At 68.4% G+C, this 22913-nt stretch carries 22 protein-coding genes; 4 read left to right on the forward strand and 18 right to left on the reverse strand.

Going from position 1 to position 22913, the window contains the following annotated elements; genetic code table 11:
- Nucleotides 1–6: 6 nt before the first annotated feature.
- From AC1DNF_RS28960 to AC1DNF_RS28995, 8 genes are all read right to left on the reverse strand, one after another.
- Complete coding sequence (locus tag AC1DNF_RS28960) at nt 7–1035, reverse strand: ABC transporter ATP-binding protein (RefSeq protein WP_478152105.1); 1029 nt, start codon at nt 1033–1035, stop codon at nt 7–9.
- Nucleotides 1028–2149, reverse strand: a complete 1122-nt coding sequence (locus tag AC1DNF_RS28965; protein WP_478152106.1) for an ABC transporter ATP-binding protein — start codon at nt 2147–2149, stop codon at nt 1028–1030. The genes AC1DNF_RS28960 and AC1DNF_RS28965 overlap by 8 nt, the downstream gene beginning before the upstream one ends.
- A 4-nt stretch (nt 2150–2153) precedes the next feature.
- The gene (locus tag AC1DNF_RS28970) at nt 2154–2333 is read right to left on the reverse strand and encodes a hypothetical protein (protein ID WP_478152107.1); all 180 of its coding nucleotides are present in this window, start codon (nt 2331–2333) and stop codon (nt 2154–2156) included.
- Nucleotides 2330–3295, reverse strand: a complete 966-nt coding sequence (locus AC1DNF_RS28975) for a carbohydrate ABC transporter permease (protein ID WP_478152108.1) — start codon at nt 3293–3295, stop codon at nt 2330–2332. The genes AC1DNF_RS28970 and AC1DNF_RS28975 overlap by 4 nt, the downstream gene beginning before the upstream one ends.
- Before the next feature lie 10 nt (nt 3296–3305).
- Nucleotides 3306–4259, reverse strand: a complete 954-nt coding sequence (locus AC1DNF_RS28980; RefSeq protein WP_478152109.1) for a carbohydrate ABC transporter permease — start codon at nt 4257–4259, stop codon at nt 3306–3308.
- Nucleotides 4260–4280: 21 nt separating this feature from the next.
- A complete protein-coding gene (locus AC1DNF_RS28985; RefSeq protein WP_478152126.1) occupies nt 4281–5612 on the reverse strand; it encodes an ABC transporter substrate-binding protein in 1332 nt (443 codons plus the stop codon).
- Nucleotides 5613–5683: 71 nt separating this feature from the next.
- Complete coding sequence (locus tag AC1DNF_RS28990; protein ID WP_478152110.1) at nt 5684–6715, reverse strand: LacI family DNA-binding transcriptional regulator; 1032 nt, start codon at nt 6713–6715, stop codon at nt 5684–5686.
- Nucleotides 6716–6816: 101 nt separating this feature from the next.
- Complete coding sequence (locus tag AC1DNF_RS28995; protein WP_478152111.1) at nt 6817–9012, reverse strand: ATP-binding protein; 2196 nt, start codon at nt 9010–9012, stop codon at nt 6817–6819.
- Between the two features lie 107 nt (nt 9013–9119).
- Between AC1DNF_RS28995 and AC1DNF_RS29000 the strand changes: the two genes are divergently transcribed.
- The gene (locus AC1DNF_RS29000; RefSeq protein WP_478152112.1) at nt 9120–10127 is read left to right on the forward strand and encodes a diguanylate cyclase; all 1008 of its coding nucleotides are present in this window, start codon (nt 9120–9122) and stop codon (nt 10125–10127) included.
- A gap of 32 nt (nt 10128–10159) precedes the next feature.
- Here the strand turns inward: AC1DNF_RS29000 and AC1DNF_RS29005 are convergent, their stop codons facing one another.
- The 6 genes from AC1DNF_RS29005 to AC1DNF_RS29030 form a co-directional block, all read right to left on the reverse strand.
- Complete coding sequence (locus AC1DNF_RS29005; protein ID WP_478152113.1) at nt 10160–11812, reverse strand: putative bifunctional diguanylate cyclase/phosphodiesterase; 1653 nt, start codon at nt 11810–11812, stop codon at nt 10160–10162.
- A 198-nt stretch (nt 11813–12010) separates the two neighbouring features.
- Nucleotides 12011–12622 (reverse strand): LysE family translocator, encoded by a 612-nt coding sequence (locus AC1DNF_RS29010; protein ID WP_478152114.1) that lies wholly within the window; start codon nt 12620–12622, stop codon nt 12011–12013.
- A 134-nt stretch (nt 12623–12756) separates the two neighbouring features.
- Complete coding sequence (locus AC1DNF_RS29015; protein WP_478152115.1) at nt 12757–13359, reverse strand: hypothetical protein; 603 nt, start codon at nt 13357–13359, stop codon at nt 12757–12759.
- A 2-nt stretch (nt 13360–13361) separates the two neighbouring features.
- The gene (locus tag AC1DNF_RS29020; RefSeq protein ID WP_478152116.1) at nt 13362–14351 is read right to left on the reverse strand and encodes a Bug family tripartite tricarboxylate transporter substrate binding protein; all 990 of its coding nucleotides are present in this window, start codon (nt 14349–14351) and stop codon (nt 13362–13364) included.
- A 14-nt stretch (nt 14352–14365) separates the two neighbouring features.
- On the reverse strand, nt 14366–15190 hold the full coding sequence (locus AC1DNF_RS29025; protein WP_478152117.1) for an SDR family NAD(P)-dependent oxidoreductase: 825 nt from the start codon (nt 15188–15190) through the stop codon (nt 14366–14368).
- Nucleotides 15187–16050, reverse strand: a complete 864-nt coding sequence (locus AC1DNF_RS29030) for an amidohydrolase family protein (RefSeq protein ID WP_478152118.1) — start codon at nt 16048–16050, stop codon at nt 15187–15189. Before AC1DNF_RS29030 ends, AC1DNF_RS29025 begins: the two co-directional genes overlap by 4 nt.
- A gap of 98 nt (nt 16051–16148) precedes the next feature.
- Here AC1DNF_RS29030 and AC1DNF_RS29035 point away from each other — a divergent pair, with 98 nt between their 5' ends.
- Together AC1DNF_RS29035 and AC1DNF_RS29040 are read left to right on the forward strand one after the other, a co-directional pair.
- Nucleotides 16149–17051: a LysR substrate-binding domain-containing protein gene (locus tag AC1DNF_RS29035; RefSeq protein ID WP_478152119.1), complete on the forward strand. Its 903-nt coding sequence runs from the start codon at nt 16149–16151 to the stop codon at nt 17049–17051.
- Nucleotides 17052–17188: 137 nt separating this feature from the next.
- On the forward strand, nt 17189–17884 hold the full coding sequence (locus AC1DNF_RS29040) for a carboxypeptidase regulatory-like domain-containing protein (RefSeq protein WP_478152120.1): 696 nt from the start codon (nt 17189–17191) through the stop codon (nt 17882–17884).
- Nucleotides 17885–17910: 26 nt separating this feature from the next.
- Here the strand turns inward: AC1DNF_RS29040 and AC1DNF_RS29045 are convergent, their stop codons facing one another.
- The 3 genes from AC1DNF_RS29045 to AC1DNF_RS29055 are packed head-to-tail and all read right to left on the reverse strand — an operon-like array spanning nt 17911 to nt 20292.
- Nucleotides 17911–18357, reverse strand: coding sequence for a desulfoferrodoxin family protein (locus AC1DNF_RS29045; protein WP_478152121.1), 447 nt, complete (start codon nt 18355–18357; stop codon nt 17911–17913).
- 31 nt (nt 18358–18388) lie between these two features.
- Complete coding sequence (locus AC1DNF_RS29050; RefSeq protein WP_478152122.1) at nt 18389–18763, reverse strand: response regulator; 375 nt, start codon at nt 18761–18763, stop codon at nt 18389–18391.
- Nucleotides 18760–20292 (reverse strand): sensor histidine kinase, encoded by a 1533-nt coding sequence (locus AC1DNF_RS29055; protein WP_478152123.1) that lies wholly within the window; start codon nt 20290–20292, stop codon nt 18760–18762. Before AC1DNF_RS29055 ends, AC1DNF_RS29050 begins: the two co-directional genes overlap by 4 nt.
- Before the next feature lie 152 nt (nt 20293–20444).
- Here AC1DNF_RS29055 and AC1DNF_RS29060 point away from each other — a divergent pair, with 152 nt between their 5' ends.
- Nucleotides 20445–21557 (forward strand): adenylate/guanylate cyclase domain-containing protein, encoded by a 1113-nt coding sequence (locus AC1DNF_RS29060; RefSeq protein WP_478152124.1) that lies wholly within the window; start codon nt 20445–20447, stop codon nt 21555–21557.
- 46 nt (nt 21558–21603) lie between these two features.
- On the opposite strand, the gene AC1DNF_RS29065 is transcribed toward AC1DNF_RS29060, so the two are convergent.
- Nucleotides 21604–22860, reverse strand: a complete 1257-nt coding sequence (locus AC1DNF_RS29065; RefSeq protein ID WP_478152125.1) for an ABC transporter transmembrane domain-containing protein — start codon at nt 22858–22860, stop codon at nt 21604–21606.
- Nucleotides 22861–22913: the final 53 nt, after the last annotated feature.

A 22913-nucleotide genomic window follows, 5' to 3' on the forward strand; every position in this document is an offset into this window, starting at 1 on the left:
TGCGTGTCAGGCGGCAATGCGCCGGCCGTCGGCGTCGAACCACAGCGGCCGCAGCAGCTCGACGCGCACCGCGTCGCCGGGCTCGAAGCTTGCCCCGATGGGGGCTGCCGTGATCAACTCCTGATCGCTGTCGTCCAGGCGCACCTGCACCAGGTGCTGGTCGCTCAGGCGCTCGATGCGCTGGACATGCGCCTCGCGGTGGCTCGGGTCGACGCCGTCCCGGTGCAGGCGCAGGTGCTCCGCGCGCGCGCCGATGGTCACGGCCTGCGCGGGCCCGGCCACGGCCGGCAGCAGCGCGCGCGGCAACAGGTTGATGCGCGGCGAGCCGAGCCGCGCCGCCACATGGGTGCTGGCCGGGTCTTCGTAGATCTGCCGGGGCGTACCGACCTGCACCAGCACGCCGCGCTCGAGCACGCCGATGCGCGTGGCCATCGTCAGCGCCTCGATCTGGTCGTGCGTGACGTAGAGCATGGTCGCGCCCAGGTCCTGCTGGATGCGCTTGAGTTCGAGCCGCAGGTCGTTGCGCAGCTTGGCGTCGAGCGAAGAAAGCGGCTCGTCCATCAGGTAGACCAGCGGGCTGCGCACCAGCGCCCTGCCGATCGCCACGCGCTGCATCTGGCCGCCCGAGAGCCGGGTGGCGGGGCTCTGGAGCTTGTCTTCGATGCGCAGCATCCGCGCCACCTCCTCCACCTTGCGGCGCAGCGCCTCCTCGGGCATGGGGCGCAGCGGCGAGCGCAGCGGAAACGCCAGGTTGTCGTACACGCTCAGGTGCGGGTACAGGGAGTACTGCTGGAACACGAAGGCGACGTCGCGCAGGGCCGGCGCGAGCGCCGTGACTTCGCGCCCGCCGATGAACACCCTGCCCTCGTCGGGCCGCTCCAGCCCGGCGACCAGGCGCAAGGTGGTGGTCTTGCCGGCACCGCTCGGGCCCAGCAGCACGAAGAACTCGCCGCCGGCGATGTCCAGGTCCAGCCCATCGACCGCCCGCACGGCGCCGAAGCGCTTGCCGACGCCGGCCAGTCGAAGTTCAGCCATGGCGTGCTCCGTTGCGGGCGGCATGCGGCCGGTCATCCCGCGCGGTGCGCAGGGCGCGGCCCGAGACCTGGTCGAACAGCGAGACGGCGCCGGCGTCGAAGGCGAGGCCGATGTGATCGCCGCGCCTGGCCTTGCTGTCCACATCGACCTTCGCGCGCAGGGTCGCGCCCTGCGCGGTGTGCAGGGTCACGACGGTGCTGGTGCCCAGGTATTCGGTGCCCACGACCTCGGCGCGCAGCGCCGAGCCGTCGTCGAAGCGCACATGCTCGGGGCGCACGCCGCACAGCAGCGCGCGCGCCGGGACATCCTCGCGCAGGGCGGGCACGCCGATGCGCGCGGCGCCGATGTCGATGGCGCTGGCGCCCGTGGCCAGCGCGGCCTCGAAGGGCAGGAAGTTCATCGCCGGGGCGCCGATGAAATCGGCCACGAACACGCTGGCGGGCCGCTCGTACACCTCCAGGGGCGCGCCCAGCTGCTCGATCACGCCCTGGTTCATGATGGCGATGGTGTCGGCCATGGCCATGGCCTCCATCTGGTCGTGCGTCACGTAGACGGTGGTGGCGTGCAGCCGGTCGTGCAGCGTGCGCAGCTCCTGGCACATCACTTCGCGAAACTCCGAATCGAGCGCGCCCAGCGGCTCGTCCATCAGGAAGGCGAGCGGCTGGCGCACGATGGCGCGGCCCAGCGCCACGCGCTGGCGATCGCCGCTGGAGAGCTGGGACACGGGCTTGTCCAGCAGGCCGGTGATGCGCAGCGTGCGGGCCGCCTGCTCGACCTGGGCATCGATCTCGGCGCGCGGCATGCCCTGGGACACCAGCGGAAAGGCGATGTTGCGGCGCACGTTCATGTGCGGATAGAGCGCGAACATCTGGAACACGAAGGCGATGTCGCGCGCCGATGCGCGCTTGAAGCTCACGTCCTCCGCGCCGAGGAAGATCTGCCCGGAGGTGGGCAGCTCCAGCCCGGCGATCATGCGCAGCGTGGTGGTCTTGCCGCAGCCCGAGGGACCAAGCAGGCAGAAGAACTCGCCGTCGCGCACGGTGAAGCTGGAGTCCTTGACCGCGGTGAAATCGGCGAAGGCCTTGTGCAGGTGATGAACGCGGATCTCGGCCATGGCGCTACTCGGGGAATTTGGAGACGACCATGAAGAGCACCGTGCCCGACAGCGTGGTCAGGAAGGACCAGGTGAACAGGATCATGGCGAGGGGTTGCAGCATCATCACGAGGCCGAGCGTGATCACGATGCAGGCCAGCATCTCCATCGGGCCGCGCCGCAGCCATCGGGGCCAGTTCTTCATTTGCGCACCGCTCCGAAGGTGATGCCGCGCAGCAGGTGCTTGCGCAGCAGGATCGTGAACACGAGGATCGGGATCAGGAACAGCGTGGTGCCGGCGGCCACGGCCGGCCAGTCCTGGCCGCCCTCTCCGATGATGATCGGGATGAAGGGCGGCGCCGTCTGCGCGGTGCCGGAGGTCAGCAGCACCGCGAAGGCGTATTCGTTCCACGCGAAGATCAGGCAGAAGATGGCGGTGGCCACGATGCCGGTGGTCGCCTGGGGCAGCACGACCTTGCGGAAGGCCTGCAGGCGCGTGTAGCCGTCGACCATGGCCGCTTCCTCGTACTCGCGCGGGATCTCGTCGATGAAACCCTTGAGCAGCCACACCGCGAGCGAGACGTTGACCGCGCTGTAGAGCAGGATCATGCCCAGGCGCGTGTCCGACAGGCCCAGCTCGCGGTACATGAGGTAGATCGGGATCGCCACCGCGATCGGCGGCATCATCCGCGTCGACAGGATGAAGAACAGCAGGTCGTCCTTGAGCGGCACCTTGAAGCGCGAGAAGGCATAGGCCGCCATCACGCCGAAGCCCACCGACAGCACGGTCGAGCCGAAGGCGATGATCAGCGAATTGACGAAGCGCGGCACGTAGTTCGAGGGCCCGGCCACGACCATGTTGGCATTGCGCGCCACCCTGTCGCAGGTGTCGGTGGGCGCAGGCAGCGCCGCGATGTATTCGGGCGTCTGCCGCGAGCGCGTGGTGAACAGGTTGCAGTAGCCTTCGGCCGAGGGCGTGAAGAGGATCTTCGGCGGGTAGCTGATCGAATCGGGCGGGGTCTTGATGCCGGTGAGGATGATCCAGACCAGCGGCACGATCGTGATCAGCGCATAGGCCGCGACCAGCGCGCCGGCCAGGAGGCGCGTGCGCCCGCTCGGCTCGACGACCGAATGCGCGGTGCTGATGCCCTTGTGCAGGATGGTCATTGGCTTGCCCCTAGCGATTCTTCACGTGGTTGAGGGCCTTCACGTAGATGTTGGCCAGGCCGAACACGGCGACGAAGAGGATGATCGCGAAGGCGGACGAATAGCCCGTGCGCCAGCTCTCGAAGGCCTGGCGCTTGAGCGTGATGGAGGCGAGTTCGGTGGCCGAGCCGGGGCCGCCCGAGGTCAGCAGGTTCACCATGTCGAACATCTTGAAGTTCTCGATGCCGCGAAACAGCACGGCCAGCATGATGAAGGGCAGCACCATCGGCAGCGTGATGGAGCGGAACTGCCGCCATTTCGAGGCCCGGTCGACCTCGGCCGCCTCGTAGATGTAGTCGGGGATGGAGCGCAGCCCGGCCAGGCAGATCAGCATCACGTAGGGCGTCCACATCCAGGTGTCGACGATGATGATGGCCCAGGGCGCGAGCTTGACCGAGCCGATCATTTCGAAGGACGAAGGCGGCACGCCGCTCAGGAAGGACACGGCATAGTTGAAGAGCCCCGTCTGCGGCTGGTAGAGAAAGGCCCAGAAGTTCCCGACCACCGCCGGCGACAGCATCATCGGGATCAGGATCATCGTGGTCCAGAAGCCGTGGCCGCGGAACTTGCGGTCGATCAGGTAGGCCAGCGCGAAGCCGATCAGCATCTGCAGGAAGATGGTCCAGAACAGGAAATGGGCGGTGGCCTGCATGGCCTGCCAGATGTCGGGGTCGGTCAGCACCGAGATGTAGTTGTCCAGCCCGACGTCGAGCACGGGCGCGTTGGGCCGGTTGGCGCGGAAGTTGGTCAGGGACAGCCGCAGGGTCCAGATCAGCGGGAAGATGTTGATCGCCAGCAGCAGCAGCATCGTCGGGCCGATGAAGATCCACGCGATCGCGCGGTCGGAGAGCCCGCGCATGCGCACCGCCGCGGCGGGCGGTGTGGCCTGCGCGGCGCGGGCGGCGATGGCGGCAGGCGTGGGCATCCCGTGCTTCATCGGCATGCCCTACCTGGTCTTGCCGTCGTCCTTGAACACCTTGGTCCAGTCGAGGACCAGCGCGTCGAGCGCCTCCTTCGCGGTGCCCTTGTCGGCGACCACGTAGTCATGCACGCGCTTCTGCATCGCGAGCAGCAGTTCGGCATAGGAAGGCTCGGCCCAGAAGTCGACCACCATGTCCATCGAGTCGAGGAAGGCCTGCGCGAAGGGCGAGCTCTTGGGGTAGGCCGGGTCGTTGAGCACGGCCTTGGCGGCCGAGGAGCCGCCGATGGCCTGCCACTTCTTCTGCACCTCGGGGCTGGCGAACCACTTGATGTACTGCAGCGACTCGGCCTTGTTCGCCGAGTACGACACCACCGAGATGCCCTGGCCGCCGAGCTGCACGCCCTTGCCCTTGTCCGAGGGGTTGACGAAGAAGCCGATCTTGTCGCCGCCCACGTTCGGGTCCTTGTAGAGGCCGGGGAAGAAGGCGAACCAGTTCATCATCATCGCGACCTGGCCCGACTTGAAGGCGTCGAGGCCCTCGCTCATGTAGGCATTGGTCAGGCCGGGCGGCGTGCTGCCCTTGTAGAGCGCCTTGTAGAACTCGAGGCCGCGCACCGCATCGGGCGAGTTGACGAAGCCGTTCATCACGTACGGCTTCTTCGGGTCTTCGTACTTGAAGCCGAAGGGGTAGAGCACGTTGGTGACGCCCATCGTGATGCCTTCGGAGCCGCGTTCGGTGAACAGGTAGGCACCGTAGACCTTCTTGCCGTCGATCATGCGGCCCTGGAAGAATTCCGAGACCTGCCTGAACTCGCTCCAGGTCTTGGGCGGCGCCAGGTCGCGGCCGTACTTCTGCTTGAACTCGGCCTGCAGCTCGGGCCTGGCGAACCAGTCCTTGCGGTAGGTCCAGCCGACGGCGTCGGCCATCGCGGGCAGCGCCCAGTAGTTGGGGGTGTTCTTCGGCCACTCGGCATAGCCGACCACGGTGGCCGGTGCGAAGTCGGTCATCTTGATGCCTTCCTTGGCGAAGAAGTCATTGAGCTTGACGTAGTGCCCCTGCTCCGCCGACCCGCCGATCCACTGGCTGTCGCCGATGATGAGGTCGCACAGCTTGCCCTTGGAATTGAGCTCGTTGAGCATGCGGTCGGCGAAGTTGGTCCAGGGGACGAACTCGAACTTCATCTTCACGCTGGTCTTGGCGGTGAAGTCCTTCGACAGTTCGACCAGCGCGTTGGCCGGGTCCCACGCCGCCCAGCAGAGCGTGATGGTCTTGTCCTGCGCGCTGACTGCGGCGGGGCTCAGGCTGAGTACGGCGGCCGCGGCGAGGGCGATGACCCCCGGCAGCATCTTCGACATCGATTTCATGAGCTGTCTCCAAAAAGGAAGGTTTCGGGATTCAGGGGCACATACCGGACGCCCGCCCGCGCTCAGAGCAGGTTTTCGGCCGTCAGGATCTCGATGCGCGGCTGCACCACGTTGAGGGCGCCGCGGACGTTCTCGCACAGGGCGTGCAACACGCGCGCCGCCGTCAATACGCAGTAGTGGATGTCCTGGTGCAGGACATAGGACAAGCCGTTCGCGCCGAGCAGCAAGCCGTGCGCGTCGGTGAAGTCATGGGCCACGACGCCGACATGGGGCGCGAGGCCGAAGATGTCGAGCGCGCGGGCCACGCCGGCGGCACCGGAGCCGACGTTGTAGATGCCGGCGACGCGCGCCGGGTCGGTGCCTTCGCCCAGGAAGCGCAGCAGCGTCTCGCAGGCGCCCTCGTCGCCGGGCGGCAGGTCGGGCGTGCGCACCATGTGCAAGCGGGGAAAGCGCTCCTCGATCACCTGGGCGAAGCCGATGCGCCGTTCGATCTCGGCCGACAGGCGCGTGGACTGCGAGGAGAGCAGCAGCGCGTCGCGGCCGGCTTCGCAGGCCATGCGCCCGAGCAGCAGGCCCGCGGTGCGGCCGGCGGCGCGGTTGTCGGCGCCGATGTAGGTCTCGCGCATCGAGCCCGCGACATCGGAAAAAAGAGTCACGACGTGGACGCCGGCGCGCACCAGTTCGCCGATGGCGCGCTTGATCGGCGGCAGGTCGGGCGCGAGCAGCGCGATGCCCTCGCACTCGCCCACCTGCGCCAGTTCGGCGGCGAAGCGAACCGGGTCGGCCGCGTCGATGCGATGCGTGATCTCGGTGATGTGGGCATGCCGGAAGTCGCCGGCGGCCTGGGCGATCTGCCGCTCAACGAGTTCGAGGAAGGGCGAGGGGTCGGCGGGCAGCACGAAGGCGAAGCGGGCATTGGCGCCGCGCCGCGGGCGGCCGGGCTGCTGGGGCGGGCCCAGTTCGCCGACGACCTGCATCACGCGCTGCACGGTCTCGGCATTGACGCCGGGGCGTCGGTTCAGGACGCGGTCGACCGTGGCGGTGCCGACGCCCGCGAGACGGGCGATGTCGGCGATGGTCGGGGCGGGAGGCATGTGCGAGAGGCGTTGATGGGCCTCATCGTATTGACATCAATAATTAAATCAATCAGGGTTTTGGAGAGTATCTTCCGGGCCCGGGCCAGGCGGCCTGGAGTTCAGCCGCTCGTCGCCGCAAGCTCGACGAGCGCGATGTCCACGCGCTCGGTTTCCTGCCGCAGCAGCCCGACCGTACTGTCCACCGCCTGCCAGTCGCCCTGCCGCAAGGCGCCCTCCACTTGCCTGGCGATCCTCGCCGCCTCGTGCGCACCCACGGTGGACAGCGCGCCTTTCAAGGCGTGGACCTGTTCCTGCGCAACCTTCAGGTTGCGCTCGTCGAGCGCTTGCCCGATCACGTGGCGGCGCACGGCCATGTCGCTGCGCATCGTGGCGGCGATCTGCCGGATCGCGCCCATGTCGCCGGCCATGGTGTGGAGCAGCTGCTGGAGGTCGATCGGCGACGGAGAATCCGCCTTCGCGGCGGCATCCGCGCCGGCGTCGCCAACTCGCTGGGGCGCGGAAGGCAATTCGAACCACTCATCACCCGCGGCGTACCTCATTTCCGCGTCGCCCGGGGCATGGCCGCCATGCATCGCGTCCTGGATCGCCTGCGTCAGCATTGCCGGCGACACCGGCTTGGAGACGTAGCCGTCCATCCCGGCGGCCAGGCAGCGTTCCCGGTCCCCGGCCATCGCATGCGCCGTGAGCGCCACGATCGGCGTGCGCGCGCGCGCCGGCCGCTGCGCCTCCAGGGCGCGGATCTGCGCGGTCGCGTCGAGGCCGCTCAGCACCGGCATCTGCACGTCCATCAGCACCAGGTCGAAGGGTCGGCCGCGCCAGAGTTTCACCGCCTCCTCGCCGTTGCGGGCGACCGTGATGTCGCAGCCCATCTGGGTGAGCAGCTTGCGCATGAGGAGTTCGTTGACCGCATGATCCTCGGCCAGGAGCACGTCGAGCCCGCGCACCGTCATCGCCTCCAGCGGCGCCGGCTCGGTCAGCACGCTCAGCTCGTCGGCCGCTTCCTCGAACACGGCCGTGAAGCGAAAGGTGCTGCCCTCGTTCGGCCGGCTCACGACGTGCAGCGAGCCGCCCATCATGGCCACCAGGCGGGCGCAGATCGTCAGCCCCAGGCCCGTGCCGCCATAGCGCCGGGTGGTGGAGGCATCCGCCTGGGTGAAGGCCTCGAAGATCTGCGCCTGCATCTCCGCCGGAATGCCAACCCCGCTGTCGCGCACCGAGAACAGCACCCGCAGCTGATCGCGCCGCAGGCCGGTCTGGTCCGGCGCCAGGCGGGCGCTCACGGCGATGCGGCCGCGCTCGGTGAACTTCACGGCGTTGGATATCAGGTTGGAGATCACCTGCCGCAGGCGTCCCGGATCGCCCGCGACCTTCCACGGCAAATCCCGCGCGAGCTCGACATCCACCACCAGGCCCTTCTTCTCGGCGGCCGGCTTGTGCAGCGCGACCGCTTCGCGCACCCACTTGCCGATGTCGAAGCGGACCTGCTCGAACACCAGCTTGCCGGCCTCGATCTTGGACAGGTCGAGCACATCATTGAGCAGGGCCAGCAGCGAGGTGGCCGAGTTGTCGATGAGCTGGAGGTAGCTGCGCTGTTCGTCGTTCAACGGGGACTGGTGCAGCAGCCTCGTCAGCCCCATGACCGCATTCAGCGGCGTGCGCACCTCGTGGCTCATGTTGGCGAGGAACTCGCTCTTGGCGCGGCTGCTGGCCTCGGCCTGGGCGCGGGCCTGTTCCATGTCGTCGCTCATCTTGCGCCGGGCGGTGATGTCGGTGTTGAAGCCGGTCACCCGCAGCGCCCTGCCCTGGGCGTCGCGCTCGGTCACGAGGCCGACGCTCTCGATCCAGATCCAGCCGTCGGCGACCGAGACGCGGTGCTCGACGAGGTAGCGATCCAGCGTGCCCTTGAGGGCGTCTTCGACCGCCCGGCGCACGGCCGCGACGTCGTCCGGATGCACGCGCGCGAGCAATTCGCGCATCTCCCAGCGCCTGCCGGGCTTGACCTCTCCGGTCATCTCGTCCCAGCGCTTGCCGAGGAAGACCGAGCCGCTGGCGATGTCCCATTCCCACTGGGCCATGCGCGCGGCTTCCGTGACCGACAGGCGCCGCCTGGCCGAAACCAGGTTGCGCCGCAGCGCCACGAGTTCTTCCGCCTGCCGGCGTGCCTGCGCGTCCAGCTTCTCGCGCTCGCCTGTAAGCTCGACCACCCGCCTGAGCAATTGAAGCTGGCGCTCCTCAGCGGCCTTGGCGCGCGCAAGCGCCTGCTRCAGCGCATCATCTGGGTCGGGTGCGTTCATTTGATTCTGGTGAGTCGTGACCATAATGCGCAGGCCCCGCGGGGGCAGCGCGTCCCCGGGTTCCGGCCCACCGGGACACCGTCCCATCTCTTTACGTCCATTGCCTGATGAGTATGCCCCCGAACGCGGCGCCCCACGGCGGCCCGCAGCCCCAGGAGACGGTGACCGTCCTTCTGGTGGACGATCAGCCCGTGATCGCGCTCGTCGTGAAGAAGATGCTGTCCGTCGAGCCGGGCATCGCGTTCCATGTCTGCCACAGAGCGGCCGATGCGGTTGCCACGGCGCTGCAGGTGCGCCCCACCGTGATCGTGCAGGACCTGGTCATGCCCGGGGCGGACGGGCTGGACCTGGTGCAGGCCTACCGCGCGACACCGGAGATCAAGGATGTTCCGATCATCGTGCTGTCGTCGAACGACGAGCCGATCATGAAGCAGTCGGCTTTCGCCAGGGGCGCCAACGACTACATGGTCAAGTTGCCCGAACCGATCGAACTGGTGGCACGCATCCGCTACCACTCCCGGGCCTACACGACCCTGCTCCAGCGCGACCAGGCCTACCGGGAGCTGCGCGTGAGCCAGCTGCAATTGCTCAAGAGCAACCTCGAGCTGCGGCGGCTGACCAACTCCGACGGGCTCACCGGTCTGGCCAACCGGCGCTCCTTCGACGACTTCATGGCCCGGCACTGGGCCGCGTCGATGAGCGCGGGCGCGCCGATCTCGCTGTTGATGATCGACGTGGACTCGTTCAAGAGCTACAACGACCACCTGGGCCACCTCGCCGGCGACGACGCGCTGCGGCGCGTGGCCCTCACCCTGCGCGCCGCCCATGAGGATGCGTCCTGCCTGGCCGCGCGCTTCGGCGGCGAAGAGTTCGCGCTGGTCCTGCCGGACGTGGSCGCGCCGGAGGCCGCGGCCATCGGCGAAAGACTGCGCGGCGCCGTCGAGGAGATGGGGCTGCCGCATCCGGCGAGCCATCCGCCCAATCTCAGCGTGAGCATCGGCGTGGCCACGATGGTCGCAAGCGCCGACACGTCTTCGAACGCGTTGATCGAGATGGCGGACGCCCGCCTCTACCAGGCGAAATGCGCCGGGCGCAACCGGGTGGTCTGCGGCTGAGGGCTTCCGCGTCCCCTGCCCGGCTCGGCCAGCTAGCAGCCGTCCGGCCGACCCCAGGGCGGGGAGCGTTCGAAGCCGACGATCCATTCGGGCACCCGTTCGGGCTGCATGGGCTTGGCGATGCCGTAGCCCTGGCCGAGCGTGCAGCCGAGCGCCATCAGGGCATCGCCATGCGCCACGGACTCGACGCCCTCGGCGATGGCCATGCGGCCCAGGCCGCGCGCCATCACCAGGATGCCGGTGACGATCGCCTGGTCTTCCGCGTCTTCCAGCATGCCCCGCACGAAGGACTGGTCGAGCTTGATCGCGGCCACGGGCAGTTGGCGCAGGTAGGTGAGCGACGAATAGCCGGTGCCGAAATCGTCCATCGTCACCGGCACGCCCAGCGCCTTGCAGGCGCCGATGAAATCGGCGACCGCGGCAAAGTCCTTGATGGCCGTGGTTTCCAGGATCTCCAGCTCCAGCACGCCGGCATGCGGCTGCGAAAAGCCTTGCAGATGGGCGATCAGCCGCTCGATGAAGTCGGGACGCAGCAGGTGCCGTGGACTGATGTTGACGCTGATCGAAGTCCTCACGCCCTGCGCCCGCCATGCCACGGCCTGGCGCACCGCTTCGCCGATCGCCCAGTCGCCGAGCTGCTCGACCAGCTCATGATCCTCGATCAAGGGCACGAAGGCGGCGGGCTGCAGCAGGCCGCGTTCGGGATGCTGCCAGCGAACGAGCGCCTCGAAGCCGATGACGCGGCCGCAGCGCATGTCGACCTTGGGCTGGTAGGCCAGGGTGAACTCCCCGATCGCCAGCCCCGCGCGGATGCGCTCGCGAATCTTGACTTCCTGCTGCTCCTCGAGCGCCTGGCCGGCGTCGAAGAAATGCACCTGGCTGCCGCCCGCGCGCTTGGCGAAGAAGACGGCGTGCTGCGCATGCTGCAGCATCACCTCGGTCGGCTGCGCGCCGTAGTCCATGAGCGCGACGCCCACGCTCACGCGCAGCCGGGCCGAGCGGTCGACCAGGCGGAAGGGGTGCGTCAGCCGCGCCAGGATCTGCTGCAGGAGCTCCCGGGCCCGCGCCTCGCCGCCGGTCATCGACAGCACGAGAGCGAATTCATCGCCTCCCACGCGCGCCACGGCGGCATCGTGCGGGACGGCCGCCTTCAGGCGCCGCGCGACCTCACGCAGCACCGCATCCCCGCCCACGGGTCCGAACTGGTCGTTGACGTCCCGGAAGCGGTCGATGTCCAGGTAGCAGACCGCCAGCAGGCGATCCGCGTGGCCGTCGTGCGCATGGGGCGTGCGTCCCAGTTCCTCGACGGTGGGAACGCGATTGGGAAGCCGGGTGAGCGCATCGCGGCGTGAGAGGAGATCGAGCCGCTCGCCGCGCACGCCCTGCGCGGTGGGGCTGAAGGTCCACAGCGCGCAGCCGTCTTCCATTCGTTCGCCGCGCATGTCGGCCAGCATCGTGCGGTCGTGGTGGGTGCGCAGGACGACGCGATGGCATTCGACGGCACCGCGCGCGGGGACCCGCATGGCATCGGCCAGCGGTTCCGGCTGCTGCACGACCACATCGCCGAGCGGCATGTCGGCCAGCGCGCCGAGCGGGTAGCCCAGGAGATCGTGCGCATCCGCGTCGGCCCAAAGAATGAGTCCTTCGCAGATCTTGAGATGGCCGGCAAGGGTGCGCTTGGACATGAGGTCGATGGGGAGCCGGTAAAAGCGGGCTTGTTGCTGCGTGAGGCAGCTATTGTTGACTTGAACGGCCGATCGCGTCGGGTCCAACTCCGAGGCATTGTCCATACATCGGCACGCACGGGCGGTTTATTGAGCCCGAAAGGCCGTCTGGCGCGTGTTTTTCTTCTTCTCGGTCCGCTCGCCGGGGCCGCGGGCGCCTCAGGGGCGAAGCGGCAGCAGCGCCCCGATGGCGATGAAGATGCCGCCGCAGGCCCGGTTGAAGCGTCGTCCGACCCGCCGCAGCCACGGGCTGATGCGGTGCGCCATGCTGGCGATGAAGACCTCGGTGGCGATCTCGACGACGGCGAATGTCCCGGCCATGACGAGGAACTGGACGAGAAGACTTTTTGCGGGGTTGATGAACTGGGGCAGAAAGGCCGCGAAGAAAAGCAGCCCCTTGGGATTGGTCATCGCGGACAGCGCGCCTTGGGCGAACAGGGACCAGCCTGCCCTGGGTTGCGCCGAAGCACCGACCTCGATGCCGATGGGGGGCGAACGCCAGACCTGGATGCCCAGCCACACGAGATAGCCGCCGCCCACCCACTTCATGACGGTCAGCCACACCAGGGAAGTCTTGAGCAGCGCCCCGATGCCGAACATGGAAAGCGCGACGACGACGACGAAACCGAAGGCCCCGCCGAAGATGGTGTACAGCGCCTTGCGCCGCCCGTGCAATGCGCCGTGTGTGAGGGCGAGCAACCCGTTGGGGCCGGGCGAGAGCGAAAGCCCGGTGGCCGCGAGGAGGTAGATGAGCCAGGTGTCGAGGTCCATGTCGTGCGCCCTCAGGGCCGATCCGCGGCTTCGGCGCGGCAGCAGGCGATGGCGGTGGTTCTGGGCATGCGGGCGGCCATTTTCCACGATCCCGCCAGGGCCCGTGCGTGGCCCACGCTTCCCCGGGAGGAAGTCTACGGAAGGACGCTGAACATCGTCCGCCGGGTGTTCGTGAAATGAGGCCGGGCGATGTCGCTCCACGCCGTGGCGCGCACGGCCAGCCATGGGGGCGAGCCCAGCGTCTCCTCCCGGACCAGGTCGTAGCAGGCCAGCGAGAGCGGGCCGTGGCCGTGGTTGATGAAGCGCGTCGCGCGGATGCAGCCCGGCACGGCCGCCAGGCCGGGCATGTGTTCGGTGTCGTACCAGCGCGCGATCTCGGCCATCCAGCCTTCCTCCGGGTCCGTCTCGACGGCATAGTGGAAGACCGCGCGTTCGCCGGCCGAGGCGCCGACGGCGTCGAAGACCTGTTCGAGCCGCGAGGCCCGAACCTCGGAGGCCCCGGCGAAGCGGCGTGCGAAATCCTGCGCGAGAAGCGCAGGATCCATCCCGCCCATCGCTTGCGCGGGCTCCAGGTAGATGTAGGCCGTGGCCGTTGCGGCGGACCAGGCGGCCCGGCGCGCATACAGCGAGGGCTCGGCGGCGGCGCAGAAGGCGCGCCACTGTGCGCCCAGCCGCGCGGCGGCGTGCGGGTCGGCCATGCGGAACTGCAGCAGCACGAGATCGGTGGCGGCCAGCATGTTCAGTCGGGCTTGATCTTCTTGCCGCGCACCACGGCCGACCACTTGGCCGTGTCGTGCCGGAGCAGTTCCGTGAGCTCGGCCGGGGACGAAGGCGCCGGCTCGGCGCCCGAATCCATCAGGCGGGCCTTCACCGAGGCGTTGCCCAGCGTCTTGCGCAGGGCGAGATTCATGCGATCGATGTCGGCCGCGGGCGTGCCCTTGGCGGCGAACAAGGCATACCAGTTGTCCGAGTCGACGCCCGGGATCCCCATCTCCTCGAAGGTCTTCACCCCCGGCAGCAACGGATGGCGCCGGGTCGCGGCCAGGCCGATGGGCTTGAGCTTGCCGCCCTTGATGAAGGGCAGCAGGCCCGGTATGTCGCCGAAGAAGCCGTTCACATGCCCCGCGATCACGTCGGTGATGGCGGGCGCCGCGCCCTTGTACGGCACGTGCAGCAAGGGCGTCTTCGACGCGTCGGACAGCAGCTCCATCGCGAGGTGCGGCACGCTGCCGGTGCCCGAGGAAGCCAGCGTCAGCGGCTGGCTGCTCAGCTTCGCCGCGGCCACGAACTCCGCGCCGCTCGCATAAGGCGCGTCGGCGGCGACGACCAGCACCTCGACATTGCGCACCACCAGCGACACCGGCGTGAGGTCCTTGAAGGGGTCGTAGGGCAGCTTGTCATAAAGAGAGGGGTTGATCGCCACCGCGCCCACGCTGGTGAGCCACAGGGTCTGCGCATCGGGCGCGGCGCGCGAGACGTACTCGGCCGCGATGGTGCCGTTGGCGCCGGACTTGTTCTCGACGATGACCTGGTGCCCCAGCTCCTTGCCGAGCTGCTCGCTGATGGCGCGCGCCACGAAGTCCACCGGACCGCCGGGCGGGAAGGCGACGATGATGCGGGTGACAGGGCTCTGCGCGAAGGCGGCCGGCACGCCGCAGGCGAGCGCGGCCAGGGCGACGATCGCGCCCTGGAGGCAGGTCCTGCGCGCGAGGCGTTGAAGACGTTTCATCAATGAGTTCCTTGTCAGTCGCAGCGCACCGACATGCCGCCGTCCACCACCAGCTCGGTCCCGGTCACGAAGCGGGCTTCGTCGGACGCGAGAAACAGCGCCGCCGCCGCCGTGTCGCGGCCATCGCCCATGAAAGGCAGCGGAATGCGCGACTGGCGCTGCTTCAGAAGCGCCTCGACATCGCCCCCGGCGCGCTGGCCCGCCAGGCGCGACTCGACCATCGGCGTGTGCAGCTGCCCGGGCACGACCGTATTCACGCGAATCCCCTGGCCCGCGTACTGCACCGCGAGCACGCGCGAGAACTGGATCACGCCGGCCTTGGTTGCCGCATAGGCGATCTGCGCCGCGCCGGTCCAGCGCAGCGCCGAGGTCGACGCCATGTTGACGATCGCGCCACCCCCCTGCGCCACCATGTGCGGCAGCACATGCTTGCAGGCGAGGAACACGCTCTTGAGGTTGTGGTCGACCTGCGCGTCCCACACCTCCTCGGACATCTCGACCGGCCCGCCCCTGGCGGAGCCGCCGACGTTGTTGACCAGGATGTCGATGCGGCCGAAGCGCGCAATGCAGGCCTGGACCATCGCCTCGATGGATGCGCTGCTGGTCACGTCGCAGGCCGCCGTGACGAGCACGCCCCCCGCCTCGGCGACGCGTTCGGCCGTCTCGCCGAGCCGCTCGATGTCGCGGTCGACGCCGAAGACCTGCGCGCCCTCCCGGGCGAAACGCACCGCCATCGCCCGGCCATTGCCCCAGCCGGGGCCGACGGAGCCGGCGCCGGTGACCAGCGCGATCTTGCCGTCGAGGCGGCGCGAGGAAGGAGCGAAGATGTCGGTGCTCATGCTTCGAAGCGGTAGAAGCCCTGCGGGTTCGTCACCAGCAGTTGCTCGCGCAACTCGGCTTCGGGCGCGATGCGCATCAGGGCGTCGACCAGGGTGCCGTCGTCCGGCACGTGGGTGTGGTTGGGATGAGGCCAGTCGGTGCCCCACAGGCAGCGCTGCGGAAAATCGAGCAGCAGCCTGCGCGCGAGCGCCACGCCATCGGCGTAGTCGACCTGGCGCGAGATGCGGTCGACGCCGCTGATCTTCACGCGAAAGAGCGGGTTGCGCAGCAGTGCATGCAGCGCCTTGAAATCCGGGTTGTCGATGCCGAGGCCGGCATCGACGCGTGCCATGTGGTCGATCACCACCGGCACCGCGCTGCGCGCGAGCGGCTCCGCCAGCGCATGGATCAGGCTGCTCTCGAAGTGCACCTGCAGGTGCATGCCCAGCGGCGCCAGCCGCCGCGTGAAGTCGACGATCTCGTCCACGCCGGACGAGGCGCCCAGATGCTTCATGAAGTTGAAGCGCACGCCGCGAAAGCCCGCGGACGCGAGGCGCGACAGCTCGTCATCGGCTACCTCCGGCGGTACCAGGGCGACGCCGAGGTAGCGACCGCCGCCTGCCGCGATGGCATCTTCCACCACGCGGTTGTCGAAGCCGTGGCACAGCGACTGCACGATGACGCAGCGCTCGATGCCGAGCTGGCGGTGCAGCGCGAAGAGCGTCTCCTTCGGTGCGTCGGCCGGCCTGAAGCTGCTGCCGGGCGCGAAGGGAAAGCGCGCGACGGGCCCGAAGACATGCACATGCGCGTCGCAGGCGCCAGGCGGCAGCCGAAGCTTCGGCGTTGTGGGATGGAGCTTGTAGGTCAGGTTGTTCTGCATGGGCCGGTGGTGTTTGTCTCGCCGCCGATTGTGTGGCCGCGCGGCGCGGCGTCGGCCTGCTTTTTCCCGATACCAGCTATACCTAAAATGCATGGCACATGGACCTTACCCGCTTGCACTATTTCGTCGCCGTCGTCGAGGGCGGCAGCGTCAGCCAGGGCGCCGCCGCGCTGCACATGTCGCAGCCCGCGCTGAGCAGGCAGGTGATGCTGCTGGAGCAGGAGGTCGGGCAGCCGCTGCTCGTGCGCACCGGGCGCGGCACCGAACCCACCGAGGCGGGGCTGGCCCTGCTGTCGCACGCGCGGGCGATCTTCGAACTGGCCGACCGCGCCCGGGCCGACATGCGCGACCGGCAGTCGAGCCCGCGCGGCCGTGTCAGCATCGGCTTGCCGCCGCGCGTGGCGCACGTGCTCACGGCCGACCTGGTCGAGCAGTTCCGTGCCCGCTACCCCGATGCGGTCATCAGCGTGGTCGAGGGGCTCAGCATCCGGCTGCGCGAATGGCTGGTGGCCGGCAAGCTCGACATGGCGATCCTCTTCGATCCGCCGAACTCGCCGCAGATCCACGAAGAGACCCTGGCGCGCGAGCCGCTGGTCCTGATCGGTCCCGATCCCCTGCCCCCGCGCGTACGGCTCGCGGAGGTCGCGGCCCTGCCGCTGGTGATGCCCAGCGGACCGAATGCGCTGCGGCAGCTGCTCGAAGAGGAGACCCGCCCGCGCGGGCTGCCGCTGTCCATCGTGGCCGAGGTCGACTCGGTGCAGACCGTGCTTTCGCTGGTGGCGCGCGGCGTGTCGCACACGGTGCTGCCGCAAAGCGCGGCACGGCTGTGGAACTACCCGCAGCCGCTGCACGTGGCCGCGATCTACGCGCCGGTGATCCGCAATCGCCTGGTGCTGGCCGTGCCCAAGGCGCGGGCGGCGACACGGCCTAGCCGCATGGCCGCGGAGCTGCTGCGCGGACTCGCGCTCCGGCACTACGGAAGCCGAGAGTCCTCGACATGAGGCCCGAAGGGTGCGGGTGCCGGCCCGCCGCCCTCCACTCCCTCCGCTGTTCGGGCTATTGACGCCTTCGGCGCGCGGGGACTACCCTTTCGCAGGCTTCCAGGCCGGCAATGCGCTCGAACATGGAGGACTTTCCATTGAACGGAGTTCGGCCTTCGAAGGTCCTGGCCCTGCTTCTCCTGTCATGCGGCCTGCTGGGGCACAGCCTCGCCGGCAGCGTGAAGGGCAGGGTCGTGTTCGCCGGAGCCATCCCCGCGCAGGTCAAGGTGCCCGTCACCATCGACCAGTATCTGTGCGGCAGCGAGAAGCTCGCCGACGACCTGCAGGTCTCGGCGGGTCGCGAGATCCGCAATGCCGTCGTGTGGCTGGAGAATCCTCCGGCCGGTGCGGCCTCGCCCCCGCCTCCGAAAAAGGTGGAGATCGATCAGAAGGCCTGTGCGTTCGTGCCGCGCGTGGTGGTCGTCCCGGCGGGGGGCACGGTCGATTTCCTGAACAGCGATCGCCTGCTCCACAACATCCATGCCACGCCGAAGCGCAACGTGTCGTTCAACCGCACGCAGCCGATGGGCCGGACGATTCCCGTCACCTTCGCCGAGCCGGAGATCGTTCGCATCAACTGCGACCTGCACTCCTGGATGACGGCGTGGGTGGTGGTCGCGGCGCACCCCTACTATGCGATCACCGGCGCCGACGGACGCTTTGCCTTCGACAATCTCCCGCCCGGCCGGTACCAGGCCCAGGTCTGGCACGAGCGCCTGGGCACGGTGCCCGCGAGCTTCACCGTCAGCGAGCAGCAGGCGGTGGAACTCACCATCGAGATGAAGGGCAAGTAGCCCTCGGCGCGGCGCCAGGCGCCGCCTCAGGGACGCACGGTGATCTTCTTCGACGCCTCCCAGGCGGCGGAATGCGTGGGTTCGGCCACGGCCCGCAGCGAGCCGCCCTCGTCGAGCGCCACGGTAAAGGTCACCGTCGGCGCCGAATACACCGGGTGCAGATAGGCGCGCGCGATCTCGACCGAGTCCTTGTAGAGCGCGATATAGCGCACGAAGTGCTCCGACAGCGAGGGATGCGCCGAACCGGCGCCCACGCTGATCGTCACATTGAACCAGGCGCCCCGGCTCACGCTGTCCGGCGCCACGATCTTCGGTGTGTGCTTGGGGTCGAAGCTCTTGTGCACATCGCGGAACTCCGGCGTGAACTGCTGCGCCTGCTCCTCCTCGGCGTGCGCCGTGAAGGCGCCGAGACTTGTCGCGAGGCCCAGCAGCGCAGCGCAGGCGCGGGCGGCGGTTCGAACGGTCTTCGTCATGGGGCCCTCTCGCGTTTTTCCGAGGTTTCGATCAGAGATCCGGAAGATACTGCCTGACCATCGCCAGCAGCTCGCTCGGGCTGTAGGGCTTGGCAAGGTAGTTGGAGGCACCGGCCTGCATCGCCTTCTCGCGATCGCCGCTGAGCGCATACGAGGTGATGACGATGACCGGGATGTGTCGCGTGAGCGCATCCGCCACCAGCAAGCTCGTGGCCTCGAGACCGGACATCCTGGGCAGTTGCACGTCCATCAGGATGAGGTCGGGCAGCTCCTGCTTCGCGAGCGCGACACCGGTCTCGCCATCGGCCGCTTCGATCAGGCGGCAGGACGAGCGCTTGAGCAGTTGCCGCACGATCTTGCGGTTGTACTCGTTGTCCTCGACATAGAGAATCGTCCGCCCGCTCACCGGCTCCCCTCGCCCGCGCGCAGGGGCACGGAAAACAGGAAGGTGGAGCCCTTGCCCAGTTCGCTCTCGACCCAGATGCGACCGCCGAGCCTTTCCACGAACTTCTTCGAGATGCTGAGTCCCAGGCCCGTGCCCCCGAATTCCCGCGTGATGGTCGTGTCGACCTGGCGGAACTCCGTGAAGATGTTGTCGAGTTCCTGCGGCGGAATGCCGATGCCCGTGTCGGCCACGCGGTAGATCAGCGCATCGCCGGCGAGCTCGACCGAGATGTCGACGCTTCCCTTGCGCGTGAACTTCAACGCGTTGCCCGCGAGATTGGTCAGGCACTGGGTGAGCCGGCCGCTGTCGCCGTAGGCCACCGGCAGATCCTCCGGCACATGGGCGGTGAACGCGAGGCCCTTCTCGGCGGCGATGGAGCGCAAGGAGGTTCGGACGGTGTTGACGATGTCGCTGACGGAATACTCGTCGAGCGAGAGCTCCATGCGCCCGGCCTCGATCTTGGAAAGATCGAGCACATCGTTGATCAGGCGCAGCAGGTTGCGGCCGTTCACCTGGATGTCCGTGAGCGGCTCCTTCAACTCGTCGGGCACGTCGCCGTAGATGCCGTCGATCATCATCTCGCTGAAGCCGAGGATCGCGTTCATCGGGGTGCGCAGCTCGTGGCTCATGTTGGCCAGGAACTCGGACTTGGCCTGGCTCGCGCGCGACAGCTGCTCATTGAGGTCAACGAGCTTCGCTGCCGCTTGCCGCTGTGAGTCGTCGAAACGATGCAGTTGCTGGCTCATGTGGTTCATCCGGTCGGCGAGCGTCCCGAATTCGTCACGGTTGGGAACCGAGATTTTGCGCCCGAAGTCTCCCGCCGCGACATCGTCCAGAAAAACATGCGCCTCGCGCACCGGCAGGATGAAGGACCAGGAGATCACGAAGCCACAAACCCAGGCGAGCAGGACCGCGCTCAGGGCGAAGACGGAGGTCAGGACCAGCGATCGCCGGTTGGCGGCGGCGACGCTGTCGCGCAGTCGGGCCATGCGGCCCTGCTCCGCATCCACGAGCTGGCCCATGCGCAAGCCGATCTCCTCGTCCAGGCGCTCCTCGCGCCTGAGCAGCTCGGCCGTGATGTCGCCGAGCTTGCCGTCGCGGATCGCGTTGGCGATGTCGGCCATCACGCCCATGGCGTCGTTCTGCGAAGCGCGGATCTGGTCGATCAGCCCTTTCTGCCCCGGCTCCGCGGCGGTCTCCAGTTTGGCAAGCGTTTCGTTGAAGCGGTTGTTCTCGCGCAGGATCCGCTCGATGGCGGCCTCGTCCTTCGAAAGCAGCGCCAGTGCCGTGAAGTGCATCTGCCGGGCCAGGGCGTACTGGCTCTGCTGCGACCAGCTGACCCGCTGGTGCGCCTGGTCGAGCAGGCGGCTTTGCTGCGTCGTGTCGACGAGGATCAGCAGGCTGACGACCGCCATCGCGATGAACAAGGCGGTGATGATCAGGAAGGCGAACAGGAGCTTGGTGTGGACCGAAGCGCGGACGCGCGCCACGCGCTGCACCAGCCAGCCGAAGGGTGACCGGTTGAGAACCTGGGTTGCAAGCCACTGGAGTTTGATTTGCAGGGCTCCCGTATTCTGTGCGGCTCGCCGCCTTGTGGAAGCACGGCGAAGCCGCTACATTTTTTGTATTGGGAGAATTGACGGTGAGAACCCCCCCACGCATCCTCATCGTCGACGACAACGCGACCAACGTCAAGATCCTGCAGGCCCGCCTGGGCAGCGAGGGCTACGAGGTGGTCTCCGCGGCCGACGGCGAAGAAGGACTGTCCGCTGCCCGGCAGCTCACGCCGGACCTGATCCTGCTCGACCTGATGATGCCCAAGCTCGACGGCATCGAGGTCTGCAAGCGCCTGCGGGCCGACCCGGATTTTCCCTTCACGCCCATCATCATCGTGACGGCGATGGCCGACCTGAAGGACGTGGTCGCCGGCCTCGAGGCGGGCGGCGACGAGTATCTGACGAAGCCGGTGGACCACGCCGCGCTCGCGGCGCGCGTGCGCTCGATGCTGCGGATCAAGCGCCTGCACGACGAGGTCGAGGCGCTGGTCGCGCAGACGAAGGAGTGGAACGCATCCCTGGAACGCCGCGTCGCCACCCAGGTCGCCGAGCTCGAGCGCGTCGGGCGGCTGCGCCGCTTCTTCTCGCCACAGCTCGCGGAGCTGATCGTCAGCGGCGGCGCCGAGGACCCCCTGGTGACCCATCGGCGCGAGATCACCGTGGTCTTTCTCGACCTGCGCGGCTTCACCGCCTTCGCCGAGAGCGCCGAGCCCGAGGAAGTGATGGGCGTGCTGCGCCAGTACCACGCCGCGACCGGCGAGCTGATCGTCGCGCACGAGGGAACGCTGGAGCATTTCTCCGGCGACGGCATGATGATCTTCTTCAACGACCCGGTCCCCGTGCCGGACGCGGCGGAACGCGCGGTGCGGATGTCGCTCGCGATCCGCGACCGCGTCGGGACCATCGCGCAGGCGTGGCTGCGGCGCGGCTATTCGCTCGGCCTGGGCATCGGCATCGCGCAGGGCTTCGCCACGATCGGCGCCATCGGTTTCGAGGGGCGCTGGGACTACGGCGCGATCGGCACCGTGACCAACCTGGCGTCCCGGCTGTGCGGCGAGGCCGCGAGCGAGCAGATCCTGATCTCGCGGCCTGTCTACGCCCAGCTGGAAGCCCTGCTCGACGTGGACCCTCCGCGGGCGCTCAGCCTCAAGGGATTTCAGCGGGCGATCGATTGCTTCAGCGTTCGCGGGATGAGGTAGAGGGCGCGCTCGCCGGCCGCCGTCTCGAAGGGCTGCGCATCACGCATCACGCCGCCTCCGGCACCTGGGCCGCGCGGTAAAGCGACCGGTAGCGGCCCTCGCGCCGCATCAGCTCCGCATGGCTACCCGCCTCCACCAGGCGCCCCTCTTCGAGCACCATCACGCGGTGGGCCAGGCGCAGCGTGGACAGCCGGTGCGCCACGATCAGCACCGTGCGGCCGCGGCAGATGCGCGCCATGTTGTCGTGCACCGCGCGCTCGCTCTCGCAGTCCAGCAGCCAGCCGGTGTCGGCGAGATGCAGGTCCGTGTCGTCGAGCAGGATGCGCCCTCGTTCCGGCACGTAGAGCCGCTGCACCAGGCGCATCAGCGTCGTCTTGCCTGAGCCGGARAAGCCCGTGATGCCCACGATCTCGCCGGCCTGGATGTCCAGGTTCAGGTCCGACAGCACCTCGGGCTCGTTCGGCCCATAGCGAAAGACCACATGCTCGAAGCGCAGCCGCCCCTGCACCGCCGGCGGCACCGACCGGCCGGGCCTGAAGGCGGGCTCCGCGGTCGCATCCATCACGTCCGCGAGCCGGCGCACGCTCAGCTTCATCTGGGCGAAGTCCTGCCACAGCGAAGACAGCTTGAGGATCGGCGCRTTGACGCGGCCGGCCAGCATGTTGAAGGCGATCAGCGCGCCCACCGTCAGCTGCCCGTCGATCACCTGCCGGGCGCCGAAGTACAGCAGCGCCACGGTGAGCCCCTTGCTCACGAGCGCGATGAACTGCTGCGTCGCCTGGCCCAGGTGACCGGCCTCGAAGCCGGCGCGCACATGGCCGGCGAGCCGACGTTCCCAATCGCGGTGCCAGGTTCTTTCGGCGGCCAGGCCCTTGAGCGTCTCCATCGAGGTGACGTCGACACGCATCGTCGTGTGCGTGAACAGGTAGTGGCGCATGGCGCCCAGGACCACCTCGAACAGGCCCACGCCCGCCAGCGCGATCACCATCACCTCCAGCGTGGTGAGGGCGCGATGCGTGAGCACCTTGTCGATGACGACCTGGAAGATCAGCGGCGTCATGAGCGCGAAGATCTGGATGAAGAGCGAGGCCAGCAGCACCTCGCCCATCAGCCCGCGGTACTTGCGCAGCGCCGACCAGAACCAGCCGATGCCGAAGGCGCGCGGGACTTCGGCCTCGCGGGCGGCGACGATCCATTCGCCTGTCCAGAGCTGGGCCAGCTTCTTCCTGTCGGTGCGCTGCGCGAAGTCCTGCCCGGCCTGCTGGACGAGATAGGAACCGTCGGCCGCGGAAGCGATGATCATGAGCGTTCCGTCCTAGGCGCACGCGAGCACCGGCGTCGCGGATGCGGCCAGCC

The sequence above is a fragment of the Variovorax sp. 01T432 genome (genome assembly GCF_056398605.1).